The sequence below is a fragment of the Micromonospora sp. NPDC047670 genome, assembly GCF_043204915.1.
In the GTDB taxonomy this organism is placed as follows: Bacteria; Actinomycetota; Actinomycetes; order Mycobacteriales; family Micromonosporaceae; genus Micromonospora.
Map to the genome: position 1 here is coordinate 389,432 of NZ_JBIDDA010000004.1, position 25,840 is coordinate 415,271.

At 73.9% G+C, this 25,840-nt stretch carries 30 protein-coding genes; 15 read left to right on the forward strand and 15 right to left on the reverse strand.

The features are described from left to right. The first annotated feature begins 60 nt into the window (after positions 1-60). From ACGF7U_RS12970 to ACGF7U_RS13000, 7 genes are all read left to right on the forward strand, one after another. Positions 61-1,365, forward strand: a complete 1,305-nt coding sequence (locus ACGF7U_RS12970; RefSeq protein ID WP_393105940.1) for an ABC transporter substrate-binding protein — start codon at positions 61-63, stop codon at positions 1,363-1,365. 76 nt (positions 1,366-1,441) lie between these two features. Beyond that, positions 1,442-2,434, forward strand: a complete 993-nt coding sequence (locus tag ACGF7U_RS12975) for a carbohydrate ABC transporter permease (RefSeq protein WP_393105942.1) — start codon at positions 1,442-1,444, stop codon at positions 2,432-2,434. Continuing rightward, positions 2,431-3,264 carry a carbohydrate ABC transporter permease gene (locus ACGF7U_RS12980; RefSeq protein WP_393105944.1) on the forward strand — a complete coding sequence of 278 codons (834 nt, stop codon included), beginning with the start codon at positions 2,431-2,433 and terminating at the stop codon, positions 3,262-3,264. Before ACGF7U_RS12975 ends, ACGF7U_RS12980 begins: the two co-directional genes overlap by 4 nt. Then, a complete protein-coding gene (locus tag ACGF7U_RS12985; RefSeq protein WP_393105946.1) occupies positions 3,261-4,640 on the forward strand; it encodes a GH1 family beta-glucosidase in 1,380 nt (459 codons plus the stop codon). Before ACGF7U_RS12980 ends, ACGF7U_RS12985 begins: the two co-directional genes overlap by 4 nt. Positions 4,641-4,659: 19 nt before the next feature. After that, positions 4,660-5,667: a LacI family DNA-binding transcriptional regulator gene (locus ACGF7U_RS12990; protein ID WP_393105948.1), complete on the forward strand. Its 1,008-nt coding sequence runs from the start codon at positions 4,660-4,662 to the stop codon at positions 5,665-5,667. A 55-nt stretch (positions 5,668-5,722) separates the two neighbouring features. Then, positions 5,723-6,136, forward strand: coding sequence for a RidA family protein (locus tag ACGF7U_RS12995; RefSeq protein WP_393105950.1), 414 nt, complete (start codon positions 5,723-5,725; stop codon positions 6,134-6,136). A 1-nt stretch (position 6,137) separates the two neighbouring features. Further along, on the forward strand, positions 6,138-7,031 hold the full coding sequence (locus tag ACGF7U_RS13000) for a GNAT family N-acetyltransferase (protein ID WP_393105952.1): 894 nt from the start codon (positions 6,138-6,140) through the stop codon (positions 7,029-7,031). 8 nt (positions 7,032-7,039) lie between these two features. On the opposite strand, the gene ACGF7U_RS13005 is transcribed toward ACGF7U_RS13000, so the two are convergent. Together ACGF7U_RS13005 and ACGF7U_RS13010 are read right to left on the reverse strand one after the other, a co-directional pair. Further along, positions 7,040-7,555, reverse strand: coding sequence for an O-acetyl-ADP-ribose deacetylase (locus tag ACGF7U_RS13005; protein ID WP_393105954.1), 516 nt, complete (start codon positions 7,553-7,555; stop codon positions 7,040-7,042). 1 nt (position 7,556) lies between these two features. After that, a complete protein-coding gene (locus ACGF7U_RS13010) occupies positions 7,557-8,348 on the reverse strand; it encodes an EI24 domain-containing protein (RefSeq protein WP_393105956.1) in 792 nt (263 codons plus the stop codon). Between the two features lie 62 nt (positions 8,349-8,410). Here ACGF7U_RS13010 and ACGF7U_RS13015 point away from each other — a divergent pair, with 62 nt between their 5' ends. Further along, complete coding sequence (locus ACGF7U_RS13015) at positions 8,411-9,415, forward strand: helix-turn-helix transcriptional regulator (RefSeq protein ID WP_393105958.1); 1,005 nt, start codon at positions 8,411-8,413, stop codon at positions 9,413-9,415. Here ACGF7U_RS13015 and ACGF7U_RS13020 read toward each other — a convergent pair. Then, positions 9,406-10,320 (reverse strand): SDR family oxidoreductase, encoded by a 915-nt coding sequence (locus ACGF7U_RS13020; RefSeq protein WP_393105960.1) that lies wholly within the window; start codon positions 10,318-10,320, stop codon positions 9,406-9,408. The genes ACGF7U_RS13015 and ACGF7U_RS13020 overlap by 10 nt on opposite strands. Before the next feature lie 76 nt (positions 10,321-10,396). Here ACGF7U_RS13020 and ACGF7U_RS13025 point away from each other — a divergent pair, with 76 nt between their 5' ends. Together ACGF7U_RS13025 and ACGF7U_RS13030 are read left to right on the forward strand one after the other, a co-directional pair. Next, complete coding sequence (locus ACGF7U_RS13025) at positions 10,397-11,092, forward strand: DNA polymerase beta superfamily protein (protein ID WP_393106264.1); 696 nt, start codon at positions 10,397-10,399, stop codon at positions 11,090-11,092. A gap of 213 nt (positions 11,093-11,305) precedes the next feature. Further along, a complete protein-coding gene (locus ACGF7U_RS13030; protein WP_393105962.1) occupies positions 11,306-12,208 on the forward strand; it encodes a GNAT family N-acetyltransferase in 903 nt (300 codons plus the stop codon). Between the two features lie 45 nt (positions 12,209-12,253). On the opposite strand, the gene ACGF7U_RS13035 is transcribed toward ACGF7U_RS13030, so the two are convergent. From ACGF7U_RS13035 to ACGF7U_RS13055, 5 genes are all read right to left on the reverse strand, one after another. Further along, positions 12,254-12,991, reverse strand: a complete 738-nt coding sequence (locus ACGF7U_RS13035) for an alanyl-tRNA editing protein (RefSeq protein WP_393105964.1) — start codon at positions 12,989-12,991, stop codon at positions 12,254-12,256. Between the two features lie 11 nt (positions 12,992-13,002). Then, positions 13,003-13,890 (reverse strand): alpha/beta fold hydrolase, encoded by an 888-nt coding sequence (locus ACGF7U_RS13040; RefSeq protein WP_393105966.1) that lies wholly within the window; start codon positions 13,888-13,890, stop codon positions 13,003-13,005. Beyond that, positions 13,887-14,201 carry a DUF2516 family protein gene (locus ACGF7U_RS13045; protein ID WP_393105968.1) on the reverse strand — a complete coding sequence of 105 codons (315 nt, stop codon included), beginning with the start codon at positions 14,199-14,201 and terminating at the stop codon, positions 13,887-13,889. Before ACGF7U_RS13045 ends, ACGF7U_RS13040 begins: the two co-directional genes overlap by 4 nt. Before the next feature lie 72 nt (positions 14,202-14,273). Then, positions 14,274-15,032, reverse strand: coding sequence for a hypothetical protein (locus ACGF7U_RS13050; RefSeq protein ID WP_393105970.1), 759 nt, complete (start codon positions 15,030-15,032; stop codon positions 14,274-14,276). Beyond that, a complete protein-coding gene (locus tag ACGF7U_RS13055; RefSeq protein WP_393105972.1) occupies positions 15,029-15,631 on the reverse strand; it encodes a helix-turn-helix domain-containing protein in 603 nt (200 codons plus the stop codon). The genes ACGF7U_RS13050 and ACGF7U_RS13055 overlap by 4 nt, the downstream gene beginning before the upstream one ends. 110 nt (positions 15,632-15,741) lie before the next feature. Here ACGF7U_RS13055 and ACGF7U_RS13060 point away from each other — a divergent pair, with 110 nt between their 5' ends. Then, a complete protein-coding gene (locus tag ACGF7U_RS13060; protein ID WP_393105974.1) occupies positions 15,742-16,539 on the forward strand; it encodes an alpha/beta fold hydrolase in 798 nt (265 codons plus the stop codon). Between the two features lie 63 nt (positions 16,540-16,602). Here the strand turns inward: ACGF7U_RS13060 and ACGF7U_RS13065 are convergent, their stop codons facing one another. The 4 genes from ACGF7U_RS13065 to ACGF7U_RS13080 form a co-directional block, all read right to left on the reverse strand. After that, entirely contained in the window at positions 16,603-17,562 is a 960-nt protein-coding gene (locus ACGF7U_RS13065) for an asparaginase (RefSeq protein ID WP_393105976.1), read from the reverse strand. 94 nt (positions 17,563-17,656) lie between these two features. Then, complete coding sequence (locus ACGF7U_RS13070) at positions 17,657-18,499, reverse strand: 3-keto-5-aminohexanoate cleavage protein (RefSeq protein ID WP_393105978.1); 843 nt, start codon at positions 18,497-18,499, stop codon at positions 17,657-17,659. Between the two features lie 92 nt (positions 18,500-18,591). Beyond that, a complete protein-coding gene (locus tag ACGF7U_RS13075) occupies positions 18,592-19,704 on the reverse strand; it encodes a YgfZ/GcvT domain-containing protein (RefSeq protein WP_393105980.1) in 1,113 nt (370 codons plus the stop codon). After that, positions 19,701-20,129 carry a Fur family transcriptional regulator gene (locus ACGF7U_RS13080; protein ID WP_393105982.1) on the reverse strand — a complete coding sequence of 143 codons (429 nt, stop codon included), beginning with the start codon at positions 20,127-20,129 and terminating at the stop codon, positions 19,701-19,703. The genes ACGF7U_RS13075 and ACGF7U_RS13080 overlap by 4 nt, the downstream gene beginning before the upstream one ends. Before the next feature lie 114 nt (positions 20,130-20,243). On the opposite strand from ACGF7U_RS13080, the gene ACGF7U_RS13085 reads away from it, so the two are divergent. Next, entirely contained in the window at positions 20,244-21,092 is an 849-nt protein-coding gene (locus ACGF7U_RS13085) for an aminotransferase class IV (protein ID WP_393105984.1), read from the forward strand. A 103-nt stretch (positions 21,093-21,195) separates the two neighbouring features. Here the strand turns inward: ACGF7U_RS13085 and ACGF7U_RS13090 are convergent, their stop codons facing one another. Both ACGF7U_RS13090 and mtfM read right to left on the reverse strand, forming a co-directional pair. Continuing rightward, the gene (locus ACGF7U_RS13090) at positions 21,196-21,789 is read right to left on the reverse strand and encodes an FABP family protein (RefSeq protein WP_393105986.1); all 594 of its coding nucleotides are present in this window, start codon (positions 21,787-21,789) and stop codon (positions 21,196-21,198) included. Positions 21,790-21,887: 98 nt separating this feature from the next. Next, positions 21,888-21,992, reverse strand: a complete 105-nt coding sequence (mtfM, locus tag ACGF7U_RS13095) for a small membrane protein MtfM (protein WP_043966460.1) — start codon at positions 21,990-21,992, stop codon at positions 21,888-21,890. A 23-nt stretch (positions 21,993-22,015) separates the two neighbouring features. Here mtfM and ACGF7U_RS13100 point away from each other — a divergent pair, with 23 nt between their 5' ends. From ACGF7U_RS13100 to ACGF7U_RS13110, 3 genes are read left to right on the forward strand one after another with little or no spacing between them, the layout of a single operon-like run. Continuing rightward, on the forward strand, positions 22,016-22,378 hold the full coding sequence (locus tag ACGF7U_RS13100) for a DsrE family protein (RefSeq protein WP_393105988.1): 363 nt from the start codon (positions 22,016-22,018) through the stop codon (positions 22,376-22,378). Positions 22,379-22,434: 56 nt separating this feature from the next. After that, on the forward strand, positions 22,435-22,815 hold the full coding sequence (locus ACGF7U_RS13105; protein ID WP_393105990.1) for an SCP2 sterol-binding domain-containing protein: 381 nt from the start codon (positions 22,435-22,437) through the stop codon (positions 22,813-22,815). Then, the gene (locus tag ACGF7U_RS13110; RefSeq protein ID WP_393105992.1) at positions 22,812-24,869 is read left to right on the forward strand and encodes a glycogen debranching N-terminal domain-containing protein; all 2,058 of its coding nucleotides are present in this window, start codon (positions 22,812-22,814) and stop codon (positions 24,867-24,869) included. The genes ACGF7U_RS13105 and ACGF7U_RS13110 overlap by 4 nt, the downstream gene beginning before the upstream one ends. A gap of 8 nt (positions 24,870-24,877) precedes the next feature. Here the strand turns inward: ACGF7U_RS13110 and ACGF7U_RS13115 are convergent, their stop codons facing one another. Beyond that, the gene (locus ACGF7U_RS13115; protein ID WP_393105994.1) at positions 24,878-25,735 is read right to left on the reverse strand and encodes a hypothetical protein; all 858 of its coding nucleotides are present in this window, start codon (positions 25,733-25,735) and stop codon (positions 24,878-24,880) included. Between the last annotated feature and the right edge of the window lie 105 nt (positions 25,736-25,840).

Consider the following 25,840-nt stretch of genomic DNA (forward strand, 5'->3'; position numbering starts at 1 on the left):
CTCAGCTCTGTTCCACCACCTTCCTCACCACCTCAGACGACCTGAGAGGGGTCCGAAAGAATGGGTGTCTTCCCGCGCCGCCGCCTGGCGGCGGTGGCCCTCGTCGCCGCCACCGCGCTGTTCGCCACCGCCGGCTGCGCCGGCGGCGACGAACCCGCCGACAACGGCCAGATCACGCTGACGGTCGACGTGTTCAGCCAGTTCGGCTACGAAGAGCTCTACAAGGAATACATGGCCAGCCACCCCAACGTGAAGATCGTCGAGCGGGGCACCGGCACCAACCTCGACGACTACTCGCCCAAACTGACCCAGTGGCTCGCCGCGGGCAAGGGCGCGGGCGACGTGGTCGCCATCGAAGAGGGGCTGATGGTCGAGTACAAGGCCAACCCCGACAACTTCGTCAACCTGCTCGACCACGGCGGGGCCGCGCTCCAGGGCAACTTCCTGGAGTGGAAGTGGAAGGGCGGGATGACCCAGGACGGCAAGCTGATCGGCCTGGGCACGGACGTCGGCGGCATGGCGATGTGCTACCGCAAGGACCTGTTCGCCAAGGCCGGCCTGCCCACCGACCGTGACGCGGTGTCGAAGCTCTGGCCGACCTGGCAGGACTACATCAAGGTCGGCGAGCAGTTCAGGGCGAAGAACACCGGGGCCTCGTTCCTCGACGCCGCGACCAACATCTTCAACACCATCGTCCTGCAGACGGCCGGCAACGCGCAGGGCTACCACTACTACGACACCAGCGACAACCTCGTGGTGGACAGCAACCCGGCGGTCCGGCAGGCGTGGGACACCACGATGGACATCATCGACTCCGGCCTCTCCGGCAAGTACGGCTCCTGGTCCGAGGAGTGGGTCTCGGCCTTCAAGCAGGCCAAGTTCGCCACCATCGCCTGCCCGGCCTGGATGACCGGCGTCATCGAGGGCAACGCCGGTGCCGAGGCCAAGGGCAAGTGGGACATCGCCCGGGTGCCCGGCAACGGCGGCAACTGGGGCGGTTCGTGGCTCGCCGTGCCCAAGCAGAGCAAGCACCGGGCCGAGGCGATCGAGCTGGCGAAGTTCCTGACCAGCGCCAAGGGCCAGATCGGGGCGTTCAAGGCCAAGGGCCCGCTGCCCTCCTCCCCGCAGGCGCTGAACGACCCGGCGATCGTCGACGCCAAGAACGCGTACTTCTCCGACGCTCCGGTGGGGCAGATCTTCGGCGAGGGCGCCAAGACCCTGAAGCCGGTCTACATGGGGCCGAAGAACCAGGCCGTCCGCACCGAGGTGGAGAACGCCGTCCGCACGGTGGAACTGGGTCAGCGCAACCCGGAACAGGGCTGGACGGACGCGGTGAACAACGCCAAGAAGGCCGCCGCCAAGTAGCCCGAACCGGGAGTGCGGGCGGGTGGGCGCCGGGGGCGCCGATCCCGCCCGCACCGTGGAAAGGAGTGGTCCGGGCATGACCGTCCAGCTCGACGCGCGCCCGCCGGTCGCACCGGCACCCCGCGCCGGCCGGCGTACGCGGGCGATGCGGCTCAGCCGCCTCGACACGCAGTTCTCGCCCTACCTGTTCATCGCCCCGTTCTTCGTGCTCTTCGCCGTGTTCGGGGTGTACCCGCTGGTCTACACCTTCTGGGTCTCGCTGCACGACTGGGACCTGCTCGGCAGCGACCACCCGTTCGTCGGCCTCGACAACTACAGCCGGCTGCTGGCGGACACCGACTTCTGGCACGCGGTCGTCAACACCCTCGGCATCTTCGTCATCTCCACCGTCCCGCAGCTGCTGGCCGCCCTCTGGCTGGCCAACCTGCTCAACCGGCAGCTGCGGGCGCGGACCACGTTCCGGATGGCGGTGCTGATCCCGAACATCACCTCGACCGCCGCCGTCGCGATCGTCTTCGGGGTGCTCTTCAGCCGCGACTTCGGCATGGTCAACTGGCTGCTCGACCTGGTCGGGGTCGACGCGATCGAGTGGAAGTCGAACCGGTTCGCGTCCTGGGTGGCCATCTCCGCCATGGTGGACTGGCGGTGGACGGGCTACAACGCCCTGATCTTCCTGGCCGCGATGCAGGCCATTCCGCGCGACCTCTACGAGTCGGCCGCCATCGACGGCGCCGGCCGGGCCCGGCAGTTCTGGTCGATCACGGTGCCGCTGCTCAAGCCGACGATCATCTTCACCGTCATCATCTCCACCATCGGCGGGCTCCAGCTCTTCACCGAGCCCCGGCTCTTCCACTCCGGCACCAACCCGATCCGCGGCGGACCGCTGCGGGAGTCGCAGACCGTGACCATGTACATGTTCGAGAACGCCTTCGCCCCCCACTACAACTTCGGGTACGGCTCGGCCGTGGCGTGGCTGCTCTTCGCGCTGATCGCGGTCGTCGCGGCGATCAACGTGCTGCTCCTGCGCCGGCTCGGCGGGGGCGCGAGGCCGAAGGAAGGACCCCGATGACCCGCCTCTGGGCCGCCAGCCGGCTCACCTACGCCGCGCTGATCGCCGCCGGGATCCTGTCGGTCTTCCCGATCTACTGGATGTTCGTGGTGGCGAGCCGCTCCAACGACGCGATGGGCCAACTGCCACCCCCGGTCACCCCCGGCGGCAACTTCGGCGCGAACGTCTCCCGGCTGCTCGGCAACACCGACGCGTACTTCGTCGCCGGCCTGGTCAACTCGGCGATCGTGGCGACCACGGTCACCGTCTCGGTGGTCTTCTTCTCCACCCTGGCCGGCTTCGCCTTCGCCAAGCTACGGTTCCGGGGACGCAACGCGCTGCTCATGGTGATCATCGCGACGATGATGGTGCCGACGCAGCTCGGCGTCATCCCGCTCTACATGTTGATGACCAAGCTGAACTGGAACGACCGGCTGCCGGCGGTGATCGTGCCGGCCCTGGTCACCGGCTTCGGGGTGTTCATGATGCGGCAGTACGCCGGCCAGGCCGTCAGCGACGAGCTGATCGAGGCGGCCCGGATCGACGGCTGCGGCACGGCGCGGATCTACTGGAACGTGGTGCTGCCGGCGCTGCGCCCCGCCGCCGCCGTGCTCGGGCTGCTCACCTTCATGACGACCTGGAACGACTTCCTCTGGCCGTACGCTGTCCTCAACGATCCGGAGAACCCGACCGTGCAGCTGGCGTTGCGCACCCTCTCCGACGGTTACTACACCGACATGTCCCAGGTGTTCACGGGGACGGCCATCGCCACCCTTCCGCTGCTCCTGGTCTTCGTCCTGTTCGGCCGCCAGATCATCGGCGGCATCATGGAAGGTGCGGTCAAGGCGTGAGCACTCTGCGATTCCCCGAGAACTTCGTCTGGGGCGCGGCCACCGCGGCGTACCAGATCGAGGGCGCGGCCACCGACGACGGTCGCGGCCCGTCGATCTGGGACACCTTCAGCCGCACGCCGGGCAAGGTCCACCACGGGCACACCGGCGACGTCGCCTGCGACCACTACCACCGGTACGCCGACGACGTGGCGCTGATGGCGGAGCTCGGGCTGAAGGCGTACCGCTTCTCGGTCGCCTGGCCGCGGATCCAGCCGGACGGCAGCGGCCCGGTCAACCCGCGCGGCCTGGACTTCTACGACCGGCTCACCGACGCGCTGCTGGACCGGGGCATCGACCCGATCGTCACGCTCTACCACTGGGACCTGCCGCAGACCCTCCAGGACCGGGGCGGCTGGACCAACCGGGAGACCGCCGAGCACTTCGCCACGTACGCCACGGCGGTGCACGCCCGGCTCGGCGACCGGGTCGGCACGTGGACCACGCTCAACGAGCCGTGGTGCTCGGCGTACCTGGGCTACGGCAACGGGGTGCACGCCCCCGGCGAGCGGGACCCGGGCGCGGCCTTCACCGCCGTACACCACCTGCTGCTCGGGCACGGCCTGGCGGCCCGCGCGCTGCGCACGGCCGGCGCGGAGACCGTCGGGATCACCGTCAACCCGGCCGACGTGCGCCCCGCCGACCCGGACAGCGCCGCGGACGCGGCGGCGGTCCGCCTGGTCGACGGCCTGCACAACCGGATCTTCCTCGACCCGCTGCTGCGGGCGGCCTACCCGGAGGACGTGCTGGAGCACGTGGCCCGGACCGTCGAGCCGACGTTCGTCCGGGACGGCGACGAGAAGCTGATCGCCGCCCCGATCGACCTGCTCGGGATCAACTACTACGCGCCCACCTACGTCGCCGGCCGGCCGGGCGGCGCGGGCGGCGACGCGTACCCGGGCACCGAGGGCGCGGTGGAGTTCCTCCCGCCCGTGGGGCCGCTGACCGACATGGGCTGGATGATCGAGCCGGCCGGGCTGACCCGGCTGCTGGAGCGGATCGCGACGGACTACCCCGGCGTGCCGCTGATGGTCACCGAGAACGGCGCGGCGTTCCCCGACAAGGCCGGCCCCGACGCCCCCGACGGCGCCGGGCAGGTGGTGGACGCCGACCGGATCGCCTATCTCGACGGGCACCTGCGCGCCGCGCACGAGGCGATCTCCCGGGGAGTGGACCTGCGGGGCTATCTCGTATGGTCGTTGTTGGACAACTTCGAGTGGGCCGAGGGTTACCGCCGACGGTTCGGGATCATCCACGTCGACTACCTGACCCAGCGACGCACACCGAAGTCCAGCGCCCGGTGGTACCAGGAGGTGATCTCCCGGAACGGGCTGTGACGAGGCGGTGGTAACGGGGATGACGACGGCGCAACGGCCGACACTGGAGGCGGTGGCCCGGCGGGCGGGGGTCTCGCGGGCCACCGTGTCCCGGGTGGTGAACGGCTCCACGACCGTCGCCGAGCCGATCCAGGAGGCGGTCCGCCGGGCGGTGGCCGAGCTGGGGTACGTGCCGAACCTGGCCGCCCGCAGCCTGGTCACCCAGCGGACCGACTCCATCGCCCTGGTGCTGCCGGAGGCCGCGACCCGGGTCTTCTCCGACGACCAGGTGTTCCCGGGCATCATCCGGGGCGCGGCCCAGGAGTTGGAGGCGGCCGACAAGCAGCTCGTGCTGATGCTGGCCGGCTCGCCGGCCGGGCACGACCGGGTGGAGCGCTACACCACCGGGCGGCACGTGGACGGGGTGCTCTTCGCCTCGCTGCACGGCGAGGACCCGCTGCCCGGCCGGCTGGCCCGGCTGGGCATCCCGGTGGTGTGCAGCGGTCGCCCGCTCGGCGGCGCCGACGTGCCCTACGTCGACGTCGACCACGTCGGCGGGGTGGCCGGGGCGGTCCGGCACCTGATCACGGGCGGTCGCCGGCGGATCGCCACCATCGCCGGCCCGCAGGACATGGTGGCCGGCATCGAGCGGCTCACGGGCTACCGCGACACGCTCGCCGAGGCCGGGCTGCCGGAGCTGGTGGCGACCGGGGACTTCACCCGCGAGTCCGGGGCGACGGCGATGCGGCAGCTCCTGGCGGCGCACCCCGACCTGGACGCGGTCTTCGCCGCATCCGACCTGATGGCGCACGCCGCCCTGCGGGCGCTCCGCGAGGCCGGGCGGCGGGTGCCGGACGACGTGGCGGTGATCGGCTTCGACGACATCGAGACGGCCGCGTACATGGAGCCGCCGCTGACCACCGTCCGCCAGCCGATCGTGGAGCTCGGCCGGCAGATGACCCGGCTGCTGCTGCGGCTGGCCGCCGGCGAGGAGATCGAGCGGGCCGTCGTGCTCCCCACCGAGCTGGTGGTCCGCGAGTCGGCCTGACCGGCCGGCGATTATCCGGTCGAGCCGCCCGGGGTCCGGCGGTAGCGTCGCCGCCGTGACCCCACCGACCCGACTGATCCGCGTGCCCGCCCTCTCCGACGTCGCCGAGTACGCGTACGCGGCCACGGTCGAGCCGCCGGCCCGGCTCGTCTTCACCGCCGGTTCCTGCCCGCTCGACGCGGAGGGGCGGACCGTCGCGCCGGGCGACCCGGTCGGCCAGGCCCGGCAGGTGATGGCCAACCTGGAGACCGCCCTCGCGGCGGCCGGCGCCCGGCTCACCGACGTCGTCAAGACCACCGTCTACGTGGCGTCGCCCCGCCAGGCCGACCTGGTGGCCGTCTGGGAGGTCGTCCGGGACGCGTTCGGCGACCACGAGCCGCCCAGCACCCTGCTCGGGGTGGCCGTGCTGGGTCACTCCGACCAGCTCGTCGAGGTCGAGGCCGTGGCCGCCGTACGCGAGGAGGGCTGACGTGCGGATCCGGACCGCCCGCCCCGACGACGCGCCCGCCGCGGTGGCGCTGCGCGCGCTCGTGCACCCCTACCTGGTGCGCGGCGTCGAGTCGACCCGGCGCATGATCGCCCAGCCTCCGCCGGGCGAGGACTGGACCGCGTACGTCGCCGAGGTGGACGACACGCTGGTCGGCTGGGTGTCGGCGTACCGCAACGACCGGACCTCGCAGGCGGGCGTCGGGGAGGTCTCCACCCTGCACGTGCATCCGGAGCACCGGGGTCGGGGCGCCGGCACCGCGCTGCTGACCGCCGCGCTGGGGCACCTGCGGGACGTCGGGGCGCGCCGGGTGCGCACCTGGGCGCTGCCGGAGTCGCTGCCGTTCGCCCGCCGGCACGGCTTCACGCCGAGCCGGGAGCTGCGCTACTCGGCGCTGGACCTGCGGCCGGCCCCGCCGATGCCGCAACCGCCGCCCGGCGTACGGCTGCTCCCGCTGACCGACGTCGACCCGCGCCGGATGCACCTGGCCAACCTGGCGGCGTCCGACGAGCCGGCGGACGTGCCGGGCGACTCGATCAGCTACGAGAACTGGCGCTACGAGGTCTGGGACAACCTGGGCCTGGACCGCGCGGCCAGCACCGCGGCCGAGATCGGCGACGAGATCGTGGCGTTCAGCCTCGTCGAGCGCGACGGCGACCGGATGTGGTCGGACTACACCGGCACGGTGCCGGCGTACCGGGGGCGTGGGCTGGCCCGCCTGGTCAAGACGGCGGCGCTGCACCGCGCCGCCGCCGGCGGGGTGCGCGTCGCCTACACCTCGAACGACGAGGCGAACGCGCCGATGCTGGCGGTCAACGTCCGGCTCGGCTACCGGCCGGTCGGCTCGAGCTGGTCCTGCCTGCGCGAGCTCGCCTGACGGCCCGGTCAGCCGGCGGCGTGCACCCGCCGCGCGACCGCCAGGGTCCCGGCGTCGAAGAGGACCAGCCGGGCCTCGGTGACGTGCGCCGGGGTGGCCGGCCGGAGCACCGACAGGGCCTGCCGGACGGCGTCCTCGACCGGCCAGCCGTAGGCGCCGGCCGAGACCAGCGGGAACGCCACGGTGGCCGCGCCCAGCTCGTCGGCGATCCGCAGGCTGTTCGCGTAGCAGTCGCGCAGCAGCGCCGAGCGGTCCTCGGGGGCCGACCAGACCGGCCCGACCGTGTGCACCACCCAGCGGGCCGGCAGGTTCCCGGCGGTGGTGGCCACCGCCTGGCCGGTCGGCAGGCCGCGGCCGTACCGCGAGGCGCGCAGCGCCCGGCACTCGTCGAGGATGGCCGGGCCGCCCCGCCGGTGGATCGCGCCGTCCACTCCCCCGCCGCCGAGCAGCGAGGAGTTGGCGGCGTTGACGATCACGTCCACCCGTTGGGTCGTGATGTCCCCCTCGACCAGGGTGACGTCCATGTCAGCCCTCCACGGTCGACTGGCCGAGCGACCGGCGGGCCAGCAGGGTCGCCCCGGCGACGGCGGCCGGCATGACCAGCACCGCGCCGAGCGGGATCAGGAAGCAGACGAAGACCGCCACCCCGAAGCCGAGCGTGGTGGGCCGGTCCGCCCTGAGTATCGACCGCCGGTCCGGCAGCCGCATCCCGCGCCGGTAGAAGGGGGCGCCGACCAGCTCCACGGCGAGCAGCCAGCCACCGACCGCCGCGCCGATCACCGGCACCACGGTCTGGCCGACCACCGGGACGAAGCCGGCGGCGAAGAGCGGGATGCCGAAGAGCACCGACAGCCCCACCAGGCGTACCGAGTCGGCGAGGCTGCGCCGCAGCGACGACCAGAACGGCACGTCGACCGCGCCGGGCGTGCCGCCGAGGCGCTCCTCGACCCGTTCGGAGATCTTCTCGTAGAACGGGTCGCCGATGACCAGGGTCACCGCGGTGAAGCTGACCACGGCGAGCAGGCCGCCGAGCCCGAGGAAGGCCAGCCCGGCGACCACCCGGACCAGGCTGCGCCAGGTGGTCGACCAGTCGTCGGCGAACGGCGTGACCAGCGCGGCCAGGTCGTCGACGAAGTACGCCAGGGTGGCGAACGCGGCCACGAAGAGCGCGCCCGAGATCAACGCCGGGATGACGCCGAGCAGCATCAGGCCGGGGCTGCGGACGTAGAGGCCGAGGCCGCGCAGGAGCAGGCCCACGCCGGTGAGGAACCGGCCGACGGCACCGGTGACGGGCGCGGCGATACGGGGTGCGGTCACGACCGCAGAGCCTAGTGGTCGCCCCCGCCGGCGGCCGCACGACGCCGGGGCAGGATGGACGGGTGCGGGCGGCCCGGTTGATCTCGTTGGTGTTGCTGCTGCAGTCGCGGGGGACGATGACCGCGGCGGAGCTGGCGCGGGAGCTGGAGGTCTCCGAGCGGACCGTGTACCGGGACGTCGTGGCGCTCTCCGCCGCCGGGGTGCCGGTCTACGCCGACCGGGGGCGCGCCGGTGGCTACCGGCTTCTCGGCGGCTACCGGACGCGGTTGACCGGGCTGACCCGGGACGAGGCGGAGGCGCTCTTCCTGGCCGGGCTGCGCGGACCGGCCGGCGACATGGGGCTCGCCGACGCGGTGGCCTCGGCCGAGCTGAAGGTGCTGGCCGCGCTGCCGCCCGCGCTGCGTGACGCGCCGGCCCGCACCGGGCAGCGGTTCCACCTGGACGTGCCGGGCTGGTTCCGGGAGGTGGGGCCGCCGCCGTGGCTGACCGAGCTGGCCGGGGCGGTCTGGCGGGACCGGGTGGTCGAGCTGCGCTACCGGCGCGGCGACCGCGAGGTGACCCGCACCGTGCGGCCGTACGGGCTCGTGCTCAAGAGCGGCGTCTGGTATCTGGTCGGCCGGGTCGGCGACGACGTGCGCACGTACCGGGTGGACCGGGTGACCGGGGTCGCGGTGGGCGCGGAGACGTTCGACCGGGACGAGGACTTCGACCTGGCCGGATACTGGCGGGCGCAGGCCGGGTCGTTCCTGCGGGACATGCTCCGGGCCCGGGTGACGCTCCGCCTGAGCCCCGCCGGCCTGCGCCAGCTCCGGCACCTGGCGGACGCCCCCTTCGTGTACGACGAGGCGGTCGCCGCCGCCGACGGGCCCGACGGGCAGGGCTGGGTGGTGACCTGGCTGTCCGTCGAGTCCGTCGACGTGGCGTACCACCAGCTGCTCGGGCTCGGCCCGGAGGTTGAGGTGCTCGATCCGCCCGAGCTGCGGGCGCGGCTGGCCGACGCGGCCCGGCGGTCCGCCGCGCTCTACGCCACGCCGCCCGCCGGGCAGGACGCCTCCGCTCAGCGGTAGCCGGTGACGTTGGCGGGCTTGCCCGGGTCCTGCACCTCGACCACGTAGCGCCAGGCGTCCGGCCGACTGCCGTCGACGTCGGTGAAGCCGTACACCTTGGCCAGCTCGCCGCTGGACACGGACCGCCCGTTCCAGCGGGCCCGGTCCTCGTCGGCGGCCAAGGCGGTGACCGCCCGCCCGACGAAGGCGGGCGACTCGGAGATGGCGAAGTGCGGTTCCCGGTCGAGGGCGTCCCGCCAGTTCTCCTCGGTGACGCCGAAGTGCTCCAACATCGCCTCCGAACGCAGCCAACCCGGGGTGAGCGCGACGGCGGTGCCTCCGTGCGCCGCCAGCTCGTGCGCCCAGTTGAAGGCGAGCCGGTTCACCGAGACCTTGGCCAGGTCGTAGAAGACCGAGAGACGGCGGGCCGTGTCGTTGTACTCCTTGGTGCCGTCGCCGACCTCGATCACCAGCCCGCCGGGGCGGCGGATCAGCAGCGGCAGCGCGAAGTGGCTGGTGACGATGTGCGTGTCGACCGCCAGCCGCAGGACGCGGAAGCCGGCCTCCAGCGGCTGCTCCCAGACCGGCTTCTCCCAGGTGGTCAGCAGGTCGCCGCCCCAGATGTCGTTCACCAGCACGTCGAGCCGGCCCTGCTCGGCGTCGATCCGGGCCACCAGGTCGCGGACCTGCTCCGGCACAAGGTGGTCGACCCGGACGGCGATTCCGGTGCCGCCGGCCTCGGTGACCATCTCGGCGGTCTCCTCGATGGTCTCCGGCCGGCCCATCTCGGAGCGGCCGGCCCGGCTGCTGCGGCCGGTCGCGTAGACGGTGGCGCCAGCGGCACCCAGCTGGACGGCGATCTGCCGCCCGGCGCCGCGTGTCGCCCCGGCGACCAGCGCGACCCTGCCTGTCAACGGTTTCGTCATACGGCGAGCCTGTCAGCGATACCTGACAACGGAAGTCCGGTTTCGCGCATCGGTGTGATGCGTCATGCTCGCCGGCATGCACCTGCTGCTCTCCGGGATCGTCGGCTCGGTCGCGTACGGGCTGGCCGGGCCGGGCTCCGACGTCGACCGGATCGGCGTCTTCGCCGCGCCCACCGTCGCGTTCCACGGCCTGCGCCCGCCCCGCGAGTCGGTGGTGACCACCGACCCCGACACCACCCTGCACGAGGCGGCGAAGTGGTGCCGCCTGGCGCTGAGTGGCAACCCGACCGCCACCGAGCTGGCCTGGCTGCCGGACGACTGCTACGAGACCCGGACGGAGCTCGGCGACCGGCTGGTCGCCATCCGCTCGGCGTTCCTCAGCGCGCCCCGCGTCCGCGACGCCTACCTCGGGTACGCCGGCCAGCAGTTCCGCAAGCTGGAGTCCCGGGGCGACGGCACGTTCTCGGCCGACACCCGGCGGCGGACCACCAAGCACGCCCGGCACCTGGCTCGACTCGTGCACCAGGGCCGGTTGCTCTACGCCACCGGCGTGCTGGAGATCCGGCTCGCCGACCCGGGGTGGTTCCGGGCGTTCGGCGAGCGGGTGGCCGGCGGCGAGCTGGGCGAGGCGCGCACGCTGCTCGCCGAGGCGGAACGCGACTTCGACCGCACCCGCTCCCCGCTGCCGGACCGCCCGGACGAGGCCACCGTGGAACGCTGGCTGCTCGACGTCCGCGCGGCCCACCTGCCGCCCGGACTGACCACCCGCTGACCCGCACTCCCACTGCCAGCCCGGCGACCGGCAGGAAGACGATCGCCGGAAAGCAGTTGGAGCGGCCGGGGCGCCGCTGCTAGCCTGCTCGCGCGTCCTCGATCTTGGAAGGGAGGTGGGCACCGTGTCCATCACGACATCGCTGTGCTCCCGCCCGGTCACGAGGACGCCACGGTCCTGAGCCGGGAGCACGTCAGACCCGGAAGGACTCGCATGACCGATCTGGTCATCCGCCCGCTCACCGCGGGCGAGGAAACACTGTTCGACTCGCTGCCCGACCCCGGACTGGTGGGCCGCGCCGCGTTCGGTGACAACTACTCCGACATGGCCGCCGACGGTCAGTACCGTCCCGAGTGGAGCTGGGTCGCCCTGCGCGAGGGCAAGGTGGTGGCCCGCGCCGCCTGGTGGGGCGGGCCGGACGACGACGCGCCGCTGGCCCTCGACTGGTTCGACTTCACCGACCGGGAGGCGGCGGTCCGGCTGTTGCGGACCGCGCCGCTGCGGGCCGAGTACTCCCTGTCCCTGCCGCCCGGCTGGCGGGACGACCCGGCCGTCCGCGCGCAGGCCGAGGCCCGGATCGACGCCGCGACGGCGGCCGGCATGTCGCTGCTCGTCGAGCGGTACCGGTACCGCTGGACACGGGAGTGCGGGCTGCCCGGGCGGCCCGGGCGGCTGGAGTTCCGCCCGGAGCCGGACGACGCCGTGATCCTCGACGTGCTGCGCCGCATCGGCGAGGAGAGCCTCGACGCGCACACCCGCCGTACCGCCGCCGAGCACGGGCCGGACGCGGCGGCGCAGGAGGAACTCGACCTGCTGCGCTGGCTGCCGAGCCCGCGCGACTGGTGGCGGCTGGCCTGGACGCCGGCGGGCGAACTGGCGGGCATCACCGTGCCGGCGCGCAACCACAGCGACCCGATCGTGGGCTTCGTCGGCGTGGTGCCGGAGCAACGCGGGCACGGCTACGCGTACGACCTGCTGGTCGAAGCCACCCACCTGCTGGTCGAGGCGGGGATGGACGAGATCGTGGCGGCCACCGACCAGACGAACCACCCGATGGCCGCCGCCTTCGCCCGGGCGGGCTACCCGATCGAGCGGGAACGCATCGATCTCGTGTGACGGCAGGCTCCCGGCGCCGGTGCCCCGGCGCCGGGAGTCACCGGGTCAGTCGGCCAGCCGGACGCGGATCCGGCGGTTGGCGCGGCCCTTGCTCTCCACCTTGACCACCTGCACCTTGCCGATCTGGGCGGTGGAGGCGACGTGTGTGCCGCCGTCGGCCTGGACGTCCAGGCCGACGATGTCGACGATCCGGACCTCCTGCTCCTCGGGCGGAATCAGGTTGGACTGGGTCCGGATGATGTCCGGCAGGGCGAGCGCCTCGGCCCGGGGCAGCACCCGCACGGCGACCGCCCGGTCGGCGGCCACCTCGGCGTTGACCAGCTCCTCGATGCGGCTCTTGAAGTCCGGCGGCACCTCGGGGAGGTTGAAGTCCATCCGGGCCTCGCCCGGCTCCATGTTGCCGCCCGTGACGAGCGCGCCGAAGTCGCGGAACACCACCCCGCAGAGCACGTGCAGCCCGGAGTGGGTCCGCATCAGCCTGGTCCGCCGCTCGTCGGCGACCGCGCCGGTCACCGCGGTGCCGGCCGGCGGCAGCGGGTCGCCCTCGGCCGGGATCAGCCAGAGGTCGTCGCCCTTGCGGGTACCGACGATCCGGGTCTGCACCCCCTGCCAGAGCAGCACCCCGTGGTCCGGCGGCTGTCCGCCGCCGCCCGGGTAGAACGCCGACCTGTCCAGCACGATGCCCTGTTCCGGGTCGGCGTGCAGCACCGTGCACCCCCACTCCCGCAGCGTGGGGTCGGCGAGGTCAAGCCGGTGCGTACGACCGTGGTGTGTGACGCCCATGTCAGGGCACGTTACTCGTTGAGGAAGGCGGAAATCCGGCTGCGCAGGTCGGCGCGTTCGGTCCAGAGGAAGCCGGGCCGGTCGTACACGTGCAGTGTCGCCCGGGGCAGCGCGGCCGCGAGCTGCTCGGCGACCTCGGCCGGGTGCAGGTCGTCGCCGGCGCAGCCGATCACCAGGGCGGGCGCGGTGACCGCGGCCAGCACCCCGGCGTCGCGCAGCGGCGCCTGCTCGGGCAGGCTCGCCAGCCCGGGGGCGAGCCCGTCGCGGAGGAGCTGGTCGAGCCGCTGACGCAGGTAGGCCCAGCCGGCCGGGGTGTTGCGCACGGCGGGCGGCAGCTCGGTCTGGACCACGTCGGCGACGGCGGAGGCGTCCCCGCTCTCCACGGCGTCGAACAGCGCGGTCAGCCGGGCCCGGGCGACCTCGCCGCGCGGCCGGTCCAGCACCGCGGGCAGGAGGAAGACCAGCCGCTCGAAGCGCTCGGGGCTCTCGGCGAGCAGCCGGCACAGCGCGCCCGCGCCGAGGCTGGCACCGAAGGCGCGGGTGGCGCCGCCCAGGTCGGCCACCGCGCGCAGGTCACGGGCGAGGTCCAGGTAGCTCCACGCGCCGGGCGGCGCGTCGGAGCGGCCGTGCCCACGGAACTGGAAGAAGAGCCTTCGGCCGGTCACCCCGCTGCCGAAGGGCCTGGTGGTGGCGATGCCGTTGCCCAGCCCGTGGGCGAACACCGTGGTCGGGTCACCCGCCCCGGTGACGAGTTGCTCCAGTTGTACGCCGTGCGGCGTGGCGACCAGCTCGGTCTCCGGCTCCGGCAGGGCCGGCCGACCGGTGCGCGGGGCGCCCGGGCCGGGACCCCAGGTGCGGGGTCCGCCGTCGGGCGGGGGCGGCCAACGGAAACCCCTCACCAGGACCCTCTGCCGTCGTTCAGCTCGCGCAGGCCGACCCGGACGTCGAGCAGGTAGATGAGGCCCGCCGCGATGCCGATCAGTCCGAAGAGGCTGATCGGGCCGAAGCCGAGCAGGGTCAGCACCAGGCAGACCGCCAGGATGGCGATCCAGCCCCCCTTGGGCAGCGTGCCGATGGCGGCGAAGGCGTCGGAGCGCTGGGTGATGGCGTGCACCAGGGCGACGCCCTGCACGATCAACGCGAAAACGAGCAGGATCAGCTCGATCACGTAGCGAACTTCGAAGGCGAAGAGCGGCGCGGCGTAGGCCATGACGGCAAGCTTATGCCGGCGACCCCGGAAACGTCCGACAGGACGCCTCCGGGGTCGCCGGCACAGCGGGAACTACTCGGCGGCCGGACGCGTCCGCTTGGTGGCCCGGGGCAGCTTCGCCGACGGGGTGGCGGCCGGCTTGGCGGCGGCCCTGGTGGCGCGCGGAGCCCGGGTCGCCTTCTTCGCGGCGGCCGGCTTGGCCTCCACGATCTCGGCCACGTCGGCCGGGGTCGGCACCTCGGCGGTGGCCGGGACCGTCGCCTCGGCGGTGACCGGGGCGGCCGGCTTCGCGGCCTCGGCCGGCTCGACCTCGGCCTCGGTGGCCTCGATGTCGGCGTTCACGGTCTCGGCGGCCTCCAGCACGCCGGCGCCGACGACCCGCTCACCGCGAGCGACCAGGGCGACGTACGCGGCCTGCGCCCGCTCCTGCGCGGCCTGGGCGCCGGCGACCACCACGGCGGCGTTCCGGGTCGCCACCTCGCGCAGCTTGTCCAGGTCGGCGACCTCGCGCAGCTTGTCCAGGTCGGCGACCTCGCGCAGCTTGTCCAGGTCGGCGACCTCGCGGAGGCGCTTCAGGTCGAGGTCGGCCGGGACGGCCTTGTCCCGCAGGCCGCCGGCGGTCAGGTTCGCCGTGCGCAGCGTCTCGTTGGCCTTCTGGCGCAGCTCGACGCCGGTGACGACGGCCTTGCCGCCCAGGTCGGCGACGACCTTGGTGCCGAGGCCGCTCACCACGGCGGGGAGCTTGCGGAGCTGCTCCAGGGCCAGCTCGCCGGCGCCGGCGGCGGCGTAGATCGGGGCCGGGATGCGGTGGGTCTTCGGCTGGGTCATCACTTCTCCTCTTCGGCCGCGTCGGCGGCCTTCTTCGCGGGGGTGTCGGTCGGAGCGGGGGCGGAGCCGGCCTCGGTGACGGCGACCGACTCGAGGACGGCCTCGGTCGGGGTGCCCTCCGGCGTGGTGGGCCCGGTGGCGGCGAGGTTCGCCAGGTCCGGCGCCTGGGCGGCCTCCGGCGCGCCCGCGCCCCGGCTGGCGCCGGCCGGGGTGGCCCCGGCCTCGGCGCCGTCCGGTGCGGTGGCGGTCGCCTCGGCGAGCCGCGCGTTCTCCCGCCGGAACGTCTCGTAGATCTGGGTGAGCGACTGCTTCTGCGCCATCGTCAGGTCGGGGTCGACCGCGATGGCCGCCAGCACGCCCTGACCCTCCTTGTCGTCGAGCAGCCCGGCGCGCAGGTACATCGCCGGCGTGGAGACCCGCAGCGCGCTGGCGAGCTGCTGGAGCACCTCCGCGCTCGGCTTGCGCAGGCCGCGCTCGATCTGGCTGAGGTACGGGTTGCTGACCCCCGCCTGCTCGGCGAGCTGCCGGAGCGAGATCTTCGCGTTGCGGCGCAGATCGCGAATGAACCCGCCGACGTCGGGAAGGTCCTTACCAGTGGCCATGCCTCGACGCTAACCGGCCCTGCTAACTCCTGCAAGCAAAACGCTAACCAGAGTTAGCGACGTCTCATATGCGGTTGCGTGCCCGGCCTTGCCGTACGTAGGTTCCCCCGATGACCAAGATCGAAGTAAACGGCGCGCTGCTGGCGTACGACGACGCCGGCAGCGGCAGCCCCGTGGTCCTGCTGCACGCCGGCATCGCGGACCGCCGGATGTGGCGGGAACAGCTCGGCCCGCTGGCCGAGCGGCACCGGGTGATCGCCCTGGACCTGCGGGGCTACGGCGACTCGGAGCTGCCGCCCGCACCGTTCGCCCACCACGACGACGTGGCCGGGCTGCTCGACGCGCTGGACCTCCCCCAAGCCGCCCTGGTCGGCTGCTCGTTCGGCGGCGCGGTCGCGATCAACACCGCGCTGGCCCACCCGGACCGGGTCACGGCGCTCGCCCTGCTCGGCAGCGCCGTGACCGGGCACGAGTGGTCCGAGGAGGCGAACGGCCTCTGGGAGACGCTGGTGGGCGACGTCGACCAGGAGGACTTCGCCGCCACCGCCGCCGGGGAGGTGCGCTTCTGGGTGGTCGGACCCGGCCGCCGCCCGGAGGACGTCGACCCGGAGCTGGTCGCCTTCGCCCGCGAGATGGACCAGCGGGCGCTCGCCGCCGAGCTGGCCCTCAGCGCGGTGGACGTCGCCGAACTCGATCCACCCGCGATCGGACGCCTCGGCGAGCTGCGGATGCCCGTCCTGGTCACCGCGGGCGCCGGGGACGTGCCCGACATCAGCCGGCTCGCCGACCGGATCGCGGCCGAGGCGGCGGACGCGACCCGCCTGCCCGACGTGCCGGACGCCGCCCACCTGCTGCCGCTGGAACGCCCCGCCCCGGTCAACGCCGCCCTGCTCGACTTCCTGCCCTGACCCGCGGTGGCCCGCCGGTGCCGGCCGGGTCGGCGGCGGTCACCGCCCGGCGCGGCGGCGTGGCTACCAGAGGGGGCGTACGCCGCCGACCGGGAGGCCGCCGCCGAATAGCGGCGCCTTGGCGTACTCGGCCAGCACCGGGGCGTCCAGGCCGAGCCGGCGCAGGGCGGAGACCAGCACCGGCATCCGGGCCCGGCCCGCCCCATCGTCGATCTTGAGGGCGACCGCCCCGACCCCGGGTACCGCCGCCGCGATGACCCCCTCGGCGCCCACCTTGGCGAGCAGCCCGGGGACGCCGCGCATCAGCCGGGTGTCGTCGGCCTGGGTGCCACCGACGATCTCCGGGTGGGCGCGCATCGCGTCGGCCACCGTCCTCGGCACGGAGCCCGGCTCCGCCGAGACGAGCCGCAGGTACGCCCCGGCGAGGCCGGTCAGCGACACCGCGAGCACCGGGGCACCGCAGCCGTCCACCCCGACCGCCGCCACCCGCTCACCGGTGAACTCCTCGACCGCGTCGCGGAGCCGCTGCTGCAGCGGGTGCTCCGGGCGCCAGTAACCGTCCAGCGGCCAGCCGGCGGCCAGGCAGGTCAGCAGCATCCCGCTGTGCTTGCCGGAGCAGTTCATCTGCGTACGGGTGGGACCGCCGCCGGCGCGCAGCACGGCGGCCCGCGCGTCCTCGCCCACCGGCAGCTCCGGCGGGCAGTGCAGGGCCGACTCGTCCAGCCCGGCGCCGGCCAGCAGCGCGCCGACCCGGTCGAGGTGGAAGTCCTCCCCGGCGTGGCTGGCCGACACCAGCGCCACGTCCGCCGGGTCGGTCAGCGACAGCCCGGCGCGGAGCATCCCGACCGCCTGCATCGGCTTGTTGGACGAGCGCGGGAAGACCGGGGAGGTCACGTCCCCGGCGCCGGCCACCGTCGCGCCGTCGGCGTCGAGCACCACCACCGAGCCCCGGTGCACGCCCTCCACGAACCCGGACCGGACCACCTCGGCGAGCGGCACGCCGCCCTCGTACGTCTTTCCCACGGTGTGGACGGTACCGATCGCCCGGTGACCCCCGGCAGGCGGGTGACCAGGACGTCGGCGCGCCGGCGTACAGGAGTGCGGGCGGAACCGCCGCTTACCGCCCGGCGGCTGGCACGCCGAGCAGCTCACGCGCCTCGGCGGTGGTCAGCGGCGGCCGCTGGGCGAGCTGGGCGAAGCCGACCGCCCGGGCCACGAGCTGCATGTTGGACTCCACCGGGCGGCCCTTGGCGTAGGTCACGGTGTCCTCCATGCCGACGCGCAGGTGCCCGCCGGCCGAGAGCGACGCCAACATCACCGGGATGGTGCTGCGGCCGATGCCGGTGGCCGAGAAGGTCGTGCCCTCGGGCAGGTCGCGCAGCGCCTGGTGGGCGGCGACCAGCGCCGCCGTGGTCCCCGGCATGCCGCCCGGCACGCCCATCACGAAGTCGACGTGCACGTGCCCGCCGGCCGGCAGGCCGTACTTGCCGAGCAGCCGTTGCAGGGCCGTCAGGTGACCGAGGTCGAAGATCTCGTACTCCGGCACGATGCCGCGCTCCTGCATCCGGGTGTGCAGGTCGACGATGAACTCCCAGCGGTTGAGGAAGACGTCGTCGCCGAAGTTGAGGGTGCCCATCGTGCAGGAGGCCATGTCCGGCCCCGCGTCGAGCACGGCGAGCCGGTCGGCCTCCGGGTCGGTCACCGCGCCGCCGGAGGAGAGCTGCACGATCAGGTCGGTGCTCTGCCGCAGCGCCGCCACGGTCTCCCGCAGCCGCCCCTGGTCCAGGGTGGGCTTCGCCTCGTCGTCGCGGATGTGGACGTGGATCACGGCGGCGCCGAGCGCCTCGCACTCCTTGGCGGTGAGCAGCAGCTCGTCGAGCGTCACCGGCAGCGCCGGCACCTCCGCCTTGGCCGACTCCGCGCCGGTGGGGGCAACCGTGATCAACGTCCCTGTCGTCATGCCCGGATCCTAGACCGAGGTCCGGGAGGCAGTCGACCGGAACTTTTCCCGCCTCAGCGCCGCGAAGGAGAGATTCTTTCGCCGGCCGAGGGCTAGGCCGGATCGATCGCGGCGGCGGTCTCGCCCACCAGGAGGCGGGCGTCGTCGGCGACGTTGCGCTTGACCACGGCCAGGGCGACCTGACCCAGCTCGTGGTGGTGCACGGCGGTGCCGACGAAGCCGACCGCCCGGCCGTCGAGGGTCACCGGCGTACCGGCGACCGGCGGCTGGTCGGTGGTGACCCCGTCCAGGTGCAGCAGGACGAGCCGGCGCGGCGGCCGGCCCATGTTGTGCACCCGGGCCACGGTCTCCTGGCCCCGGTAACAGCCCTTGTCCAGGTGCACGGCCGGGGCGACCAGGTCCACCTCGGCCGGGATCGTCCGGTGGTCGGTGTCCACCCCGACCCGGGCCCGCCGGGCCGCCACCCGCGCCGCCTCGTACGCCCACAGCCCGGCCACCGGCACCCCGTTACCGCGCAGCTCCGTGACCACCTGCTCCATCGCGGCCCGGGGGACCAGCAGGTCCACGCCCAGCGGGCCGCGCCGCGCCCACCCGCCGACCGGGAGCGGCTTGACGTCGTAGAGCGCGGTCGGCCGGGGCGGGACCTCGCCGGAGCGGAACTTCGGGCCCGGCACCGCGACCACGTCGGGCGCCGCCAGCCCGGTCACGCCGAGCGTCTCCACCGCGGCGGGGGCCTGCGGCCCGACCAGCGAGAGCAGCGCGTGCTCGCCGGTGACGTCGCGCGGCTCGACCTTGCTGAAGAACCGCATCCGCTCCAGGTACGACAGCAGGCCGGTGGTGGCGCCGGGCTCGGTGTCGAGCCAGGTGGTGATGCCGTCCTCGGCCACCATGGCGTGCTGCTCGACGTGCCCGTGCGGGGAGAGCACCAGCAACTCGGTGCCCTGACCGGCGGTGAGCTGCGCCAGGTGCTGGGTGGTGAGGGTGTGCAGCCAGCCGATCCGCTCCTCGCCCGGCACCGCGACGACGCCCCGGTGCGAGCGGTCGACCAGGCCGACGGCGGTGTCGAGGGTGCGCTGCTCGCGCATCGGGTCGCCGTAGTGCGCGGCCACCCCCCGGACGCCGGCCGCCGCGTGCGCCGGCTCGGGCTGGTCCCGGCTGGCCTCGTCGATGCTCTCGACGCTCACCGCGCCCGCGATGTCGATCATTTCGGGTCCCCGTTCTCGCAGCGGTCGCAGACGCCGAAGAGGGAGACGTGGCCGATGTCCACCCGGAACCCGCGCTGCTGCGCCAACTGGTCGACCAGCGGGCGCAGCAACTCCGGATCGATCTCGTCGATCGCGCCGCACTCCCGGCAGACAAGGTGGACGTGCTGGTCCTCGCCGGCCGCGTGGTAGGTCGGCGAGCCGTGCGAGAGGTGGGTGTGGGTGACCAGGCCGAGCCGTTCCAGCAGCTCCAGCGTGCGGTAGATGGTGGTGATGTTGACCCCCGCGGCCACTTCCCGAACGGCCGTGTGCACCTGCTCCGGGGTGGCGTGCCCCAGGTCCAGCACGGCCTGCAGCACCAGTTGCCGCTGCGCCGTCAGCCGCAGCCCACGGGCGCGGAGCATTTCCGCGAGGGAGGATTCGGACACCGTCCGATCATAGTTCGCCCGGACGCCCCGACCGCCGGCTCGACGGGCCGCCGCCGTGTTCGTCCCGCCGCACCGGCCGCCGGGTCGCCGGGTCCGCCGCTACGCTCGGCGGTCATGGTGGCGTCGAGGATCGCCGTGCCGGGGCGCGGGCTGGTGCCGCCCGGGGAGCCGGTGCTGCGCGGCGACGACCGGGGCGTGCTGCACGGCGACGGCCTCTTCGAGACCATGCACCTGCGGGGCGGGCGGCCGTGGCTGCGCGACGCGCACCTGGCCCGGCTGGCCCGGGCGGCGGCGGCCGTCGAGCTGGCGCTGCCCCCCGCCGGCGTGCTGGTCGACCTGCTGGAGACCGTGAGCGCCGGTTGGCCGGCCGAGGTCGAGGGCGCGCTGCGGCTGGTCTGCACGCGGGGCCCGGAGGGCGGCGGCCCGCCGAGCGTCTACGCCACGCTGGGCGAGGTGCCGGCGACGACCCGGACGGCCCGGCGGGACGGGATCACCGTCGCCACCCTGCCGCTCGGCGTGGCGGCGGGGGCCCGCGCCGCACTCGACTGGCTGCCCGCCGGGATCAAGTCCACCTCGTACGCGGTGAGCACCGCCGCCCGCCGCTGGACCGCCCGCAACGGGGTGGACGACGCGCTCTGGGTCTCCTCCGACGGGTACGCCCTAGAGGGGCCCACGGCCAACGTGGTGTGGCTGGCCGACGACACCCTCTGCACCGTGCCCGCCGCCGGGACCGGCATCCTGCCGGGCGTGACGGCGGGCTGGCTCCTCGCCAACGCCGACGAACTGGGCCTGCGCGCCGACGAGCGCCTGGTCACCCCGGCCGAGCTGCGCTCGGCCGACGGCGTCTGGCTCACCTCGTCCGTCCGCGGCCTGACGGAGGTCCGCACCCTGGACGCCGTCCCGTTGCGTCGCTGCCCGCGCACGCCCGCGCTCCAGGCACTCCTGGCCTTTCCCCTTCCCTGACCCGCCCCGGGCCCGCGTCTTCCGGGGCGGACGGGCGGGGCCGGTCCCCTCCCTTGCCCGCCCCGGAGTCCGCGGGATCCGGGGGCGGACGGGCGGGGCCGGGTCAGCCCGCTACGCGGGTGAGGCGGGCGGAGAGGTGCGGCGAGAGGCCGTGGCCGACGGCGGCCATCTCCTGGGCGTAGAGCAGCGCGCCCTCGACGATGCCGAAGAGGCGGTGCCCGGCGGTGACCTCCTTGGCGGTGGCCGTGCGGACCACCGCGTCGGTCACGAACTCCAGCTGCGTGCCCCTGCGCTTGCCGATGTGCAGCTCCATCACCCCGGTCGGGGTCGTCATCAGCGCTTCCAGCTCGTCGGTGACCCGGTCACCGTCCATCACCGGCCGCCACCAGCCGACCTCGCGCCCGGCCGGGCGGACCGGCTTGCTCTGCTCGTCCAGCAGCCAGGCGCGCGACTCGTAGAACAGGAACGGTCGGCCGTCGTGGCTGATCCGGATCTCCTGGGCGTAGTCGAAGTCCTCGATGGTCGGGAAGCCGCCCCGGCCACGGCCGCGCCACACCCCGATGTACGGCAGCAGGCCGTCCAGCGACGGGTGCAGCTTCGGGCCGACCCGCAGGTCGTGGCTCTCCTCGAAGGGGTACGGGTCGACCGGCGGCGCGTTCAGCCACGGCGGCGGCTGCAGGGGGTTCTCGTCGCTCACCGGTTCACTCCGCCTCTCCTCGCCAGCGGCCACCACAGCTCACCGAGCCACCTTCGTTCGCGACTGCGGGGCTCGCAAACCCGGCTCACTCCTCGCGCTCACCAGCGTCCTCTCGATATGCGTACGGCAACGTAGACCAGGCCACCGGCGAGCGCGCCCAGACCGGCGACCAGCAGGCTGACGAACCCGATCTCGGTAACCATCGCGACCATCCTATGCTGGCCCCATGGCCCGCACTCTGGTCGTCAAGGCCACCGCCGGCGCCGACGCCCCCGAGCGGTGCGCCCAGGCATTCACCGTCGCCGCCACCGCGGCCGCCGCCGGGGTGCACGTGTCGCTCTGGCTGACCGGGGAGTCGACCTGGTTCGCGCTGCCCGGCCGGGCGCAGGAGTTCGAGCTGCCGCACTCGGCGCCGCTGGCCGAGCTGCTGCACGTGATCCTCACCACCGGCACCGTGACCGCCTGCACCCAGTGCGCCGCCCGACGGGACATCGGCCCGGACGACGTGCTGCCGGGCGTGCGCATCGCCGGCGCGGCGGTCTTCGTCGAGGAGGCGATGGCCGAGGGGACGCAGGCGCTGGTCTACTGACGGCCACCCCTTCCGATACCGACCCGGCAAGTCGGGCCAATGCCTACGATTCGGGTGTGAGCGAGGCGACGGAGCGGTTCTTCGAATCACTGCCGGCGCGCGCCCCGCACGTGCTGCGCGGTCCGGTCAACGGGACGATGCAGATCGACCTCGCCCGCGGCAACCAGACGGCGCACTGGGTGGTCCGGATGCGACCGGGCGCGATCGAGGTGAGCCGCCAACGGGGGCCGGCCGACGCGATCTGGTACACCAGCGAGGACCTGTTCGACCGGCTCGTCACCGGGCGGGCCCAGGCGATCTCGACGGTGCTGCGCAACGAGAGCAGCTTCAGCGGCGACGTCGTGCTCTTCCTGGCCTTCCGGCGGTTCTTCCCCGACCCGCCCGACACCCGCGACCCCCGCGAGGTCGCCCGCGAACAGGCCGGGCGGCTGCGATGAAGGACCTGGTCAGCATCCTGGACGGCAACACCTTCCTGGTCAGCGACCGGCACGGCGACATCGAGCCGTCCCTCGACTTCCCGACCGGGCTCTTCTCGTTCGACACCCGGTACCTCTCGACCTGGATCCTGACCGTCGACGGCGAGCGGCTGCACGCGCTCTCCGTCGACGACGCGGAGTCCTACCGCACCCGCTTCTTCCTGGTCCCCGGCGAGCCGACCCACTACCTCGACGCGAAGGTCTCGGTGATCCGGAGCCGGGCCATCGGCGGCAGCTTCGAGGAGGAGCTGACCCTGCTCAACCACGCCGGGGAGGAGATGGAGTTCACCGTCCGGCTCGACATGGGCGCCGACTTCGCGGACGTCTTCGAGATCAAGCACGTCCGGCGGAAGAAGGGTCGCACCATCGCCACCACCGGCGACAGGGACCTGCGCCTCACGTACCGCCGGGAGGGCTTCCACCGCGAGACGGTGATCAGCACCAGCGCGCCCGCGGACATCGGGGTCGCGGGGATGACGTTCCGGATCCGGGTCGGCCCGCACAGCGAGTGGACGACCCGGCTGCACGTGTCGACCGTCGTCTACGGGGCCCGCGGCGAGGACATCCGGGCCAACCTGCCGCTCTACGGGGGCAGTCGCAACCCGGCCGCGATCCGGGCCGAGCAGGACGAGCTGATCGAGCGGGCGCCGAAGCTCGGCTGCGACTGCCAGCCGCTGGCCGGGGCGTACCGGCAGAGCCTGAACGACCTGGCGGCGCTGCGTTACGAGTCGATCGCCCTCGGCGTACGCCTGATGGCCGCCGGCCTGCCGTGGTTCATGACCCTGTTCGGCCGGGACAGCATCATCACCTCGCTCCAGGTGGTGCCCTTCCTGCCGGAGCTGATCCCGGCGACCATCCTGATGCTCGCCGGTCTGCAGGGGCACCGCGTCGACGACTTCCGGGACGAGGAGCCGGGCAAGATCCTGCACGAGCTGCGCTACGGCGAGACGGCGGGCTTCGAGGAGCAGCCCCACTCCCCGTACTACGGGGCGGCCGACTCCACGCCGCTGTTCGTCATCCTCCTCGACGAGTACGAGCGGTGGACCGGCGACGCCGCGCTGGTGCGGCAACTGGAGGCGAACGCCCGCGCGGCCCTCGCCTGGATCGACACGTACGGCGACCTGCTCGGCACCGGGTACATCTGGTACCGGACCCGCAACCCGGACACCGGGCTGGCGAACCAGTGCTGGAAGGACTCCTGGGACTCGATCTCCTACCGCGACGGCCGGCTACCGGGCTTCCCCCGAGCCACCTGCGAACTCCAGGGGTACGCGTACGACGCGAAGATCCGTGGCGCCCGGATGGCCCGGTTGTTCTGGGGCGACCCCGCGTACGCCGACCGGCTGGAGCGGGAGGCGGCCGAGCTCAAGATGCGGTTCAACCGGGACTTCTGGATCCCGGAGCGGGAGTACTACGCGCTCGCCCTCGACGCCGACGGCCGGCACGTGGACGCGCTCAGCTCGAACATCGGGCACCTGCTCTGGAGCGGCATCGTGGACGAGTCGCGCGCCGGACGGATCGCCGAGCACCTGCTGGGGCCCCGGCTCTTCTCCGGCTGGGGGGTCCGGACCCTCGCCGACGACCAGGGGCGGTACAACCCCGTCGGCTACCACGTGGGGACCGTGTGGCCGTTCGACAACTCGCTCATCGCCTGGGGCCTGTGGCGGTACGGGTTCCGCAAGGAGGCCGGCCAGATCTGCGAGGCGATGCTGGCCGCGTCGCGGTTCTTCGGCGGGCGGCTGCCGGAGGCCTTCGCCGGCTACGAGCGCGACCTGACCGAGTACCCGGTGGAGTATCCGACCGCGTGCAGCCCGCAGGCCTGGTCGGCGGGGACGCCGCTGCTGCTGCTCCGGGTGATGCTGGGGCTGGAGCCACAGGGTGAGCACCTCATCATCGACCCCGCCGTGCCGGAGGGGATGGGGCGCGTCGAGCTGCTCGACATCCCCGGTCGCTGGGGGCACGTCGACGCCCTCGGGCGCAGCCGCCGCCCGCGCGACCAGGCCCCGCGCCACTGACCGTCGGGTCAGGCGGCGCAGCCGGTGCTGGCGGAGACGACGACGCGGTCGCCCGTCAGGTCGGCGACGACGATGACGCCGCCGTGCCGGTAGGCGTACGCCTGCGCGGTGTCCAGCAGCGGGGGGCGGGCGACGGGGGCGAGCGCGGCGGCCGGGGACGACGGGGCCGGGACGGCGGCCGCGCGGGCGGTGCGGGCGGTGCCGCCGGCCGGGCAGGGCGCCACGACCAGCGTGGGGGCCGGATCGGCCGGAGCGCCGAGCGCCCGCAGCGCCGCGGCCAGGGCGTCGGCCTGCTCGCCGTCGGCGGCGACCGCCGGCGCGGCGTAGCCGGCGCCGACCGGCCGGCAGCCCGTGTCGGCGGTCAACCGGACCCGGCCGTCGGCCTCGATCCCGCCGGAGACGGTGACGAACTCGCCCGCGTCGGCGCGCAGCCGGGGGCCGTCGTCCGAGGTCACCCGGACGCCGGCCCGCCAGCGCTCGGGGAGCCGGTCGGCGACCCGCTCCAGCAGCGCCCGCTCCAGGCCCGCGGGGACGAACACGTCCACCCCCCGGGTCAGGACGGCGCCGTCGGCGAACGGGGTGACCCGGCAGCCCCGCTCGATCTCGGGCGGAGTCAGGACGGCGGTGTCGCCGGCCGCCGCGACAAGCTCGCCGACCGCGCGGTCGACGACCGGGCCGGCCTCGGCCAGGGAGCGCTGCTCCCGGACGGTCGGCGGGTCGTCCCGCACCGACGTCCAGGTGAGCGCCGCCAGCAGCACCGCCCAGGCCACGGTGGCGGCGAGCAGCCAGGGCAGCCACCGCCGGGGGGACGCCGGCCGGTCGGGACCGGTCGGCGGGGCCTGCCCCGCCTCTACGACACCGTTCACGACATCATCGTGTCACGTCGGCGGCCCGCCCCCGGGAGACGGTCGCGGTCCGGCGACCACGCCGGCCGGGAAGGATCGTGCCCGCGAACCCGCCCGGAGACGGTC

Excerpts from the sequence above, each read along its gene's own strand:
- ACGF7U_RS12970 (WP_393105940.1), top strand. The coding sequence starts at position 61 with ATGGGTGTCTTCCCGCGCCGCCGCCTGGCGGCGGTGGCCCTCGTCGCC.
- ACGF7U_RS12975 (WP_393105942.1), top strand. The coding sequence starts at position 1,442 with ATGACCGTCCAGCTCGACGCGCGCCCGCCGGTCGCACCGGCACCCCGC.
- ACGF7U_RS12980 (WP_393105944.1), top strand. The coding sequence starts at position 2,431 with ATGACCCGCCTCTGGGCCGCCAGCCGGCTCACCTACGCCGCGCTGATC.
- ACGF7U_RS12990 (WP_393105948.1), top strand. The coding sequence starts at position 4,660 with ATGACGACGGCGCAACGGCCGACACTGGAGGCGGTGGCCCGGCGGGCG.
- ACGF7U_RS13005 (WP_393105954.1), bottom strand. The coding sequence starts at position 7,555 with ATGGACGTCACCCTGGTCGAGGGGGACATCACGACCCAACGGGTGGAC.
- ACGF7U_RS13020 (WP_393105960.1), bottom strand. The coding sequence starts at position 10,320 with ATGACGAAACCGTTGACAGGCAGGGTCGCGCTGGTCGCCGGGGCGACA.
- ACGF7U_RS13025 (WP_393106264.1), top strand. The coding sequence starts at position 10,397 with ATGCACCTGCTGCTCTCCGGGATCGTCGGCTCGGTCGCGTACGGGCTG.
- ACGF7U_RS13030 (WP_393105962.1), top strand. The coding sequence starts at position 11,306 with ATGACCGATCTGGTCATCCGCCCGCTCACCGCGGGCGAGGAAACACTG.
- ACGF7U_RS13035 (WP_393105964.1), bottom strand. The coding sequence starts at position 12,991 with ATGGGCGTCACACACCACGGTCGTACGCACCGGCTTGACCTCGCCGAC.
- ACGF7U_RS13045 (WP_393105968.1), bottom strand. The coding sequence starts at position 14,201 with ATGGCCTACGCCGCGCCGCTCTTCGCCTTCGAAGTTCGCTACGTGATC.
- ACGF7U_RS13055 (WP_393105972.1), bottom strand. The coding sequence starts at position 15,631 with ATGGCCACTGGTAAGGACCTTCCCGACGTCGGCGGGTTCATTCGCGAT.
- ACGF7U_RS13060 (WP_393105974.1), top strand. The coding sequence starts at position 15,742 with ATGACCAAGATCGAAGTAAACGGCGCGCTGCTGGCGTACGACGACGCC.
- ACGF7U_RS13070 (WP_393105978.1), bottom strand. The coding sequence starts at position 18,499 with ATGACGACAGGGACGTTGATCACGGTTGCCCCCACCGGCGCGGAGTCG.
- ACGF7U_RS13075 (WP_393105980.1), bottom strand. The coding sequence starts at position 19,704 with ATGATCGACATCGCGGGCGCGGTGAGCGTCGAGAGCATCGACGAGGCC.
- ACGF7U_RS13085 (WP_393105984.1), top strand. The coding sequence starts at position 20,244 with ATGGTGGCGTCGAGGATCGCCGTGCCGGGGCGCGGGCTGGTGCCGCCC.
- mtfM (WP_043966460.1), bottom strand. The coding sequence starts at position 21,992 with ATGGTTACCGAGATCGGGTTCGTCAGCCTGCTGGTCGCCGGTCTGGGC.
- ACGF7U_RS13100 (WP_393105988.1), top strand. The coding sequence starts at position 22,016 with ATGGCCCGCACTCTGGTCGTCAAGGCCACCGCCGGCGCCGACGCCCCC.
- ACGF7U_RS13110 (WP_393105992.1), top strand. The coding sequence starts at position 22,812 with ATGAAGGACCTGGTCAGCATCCTGGACGGCAACACCTTCCTGGTCAGC.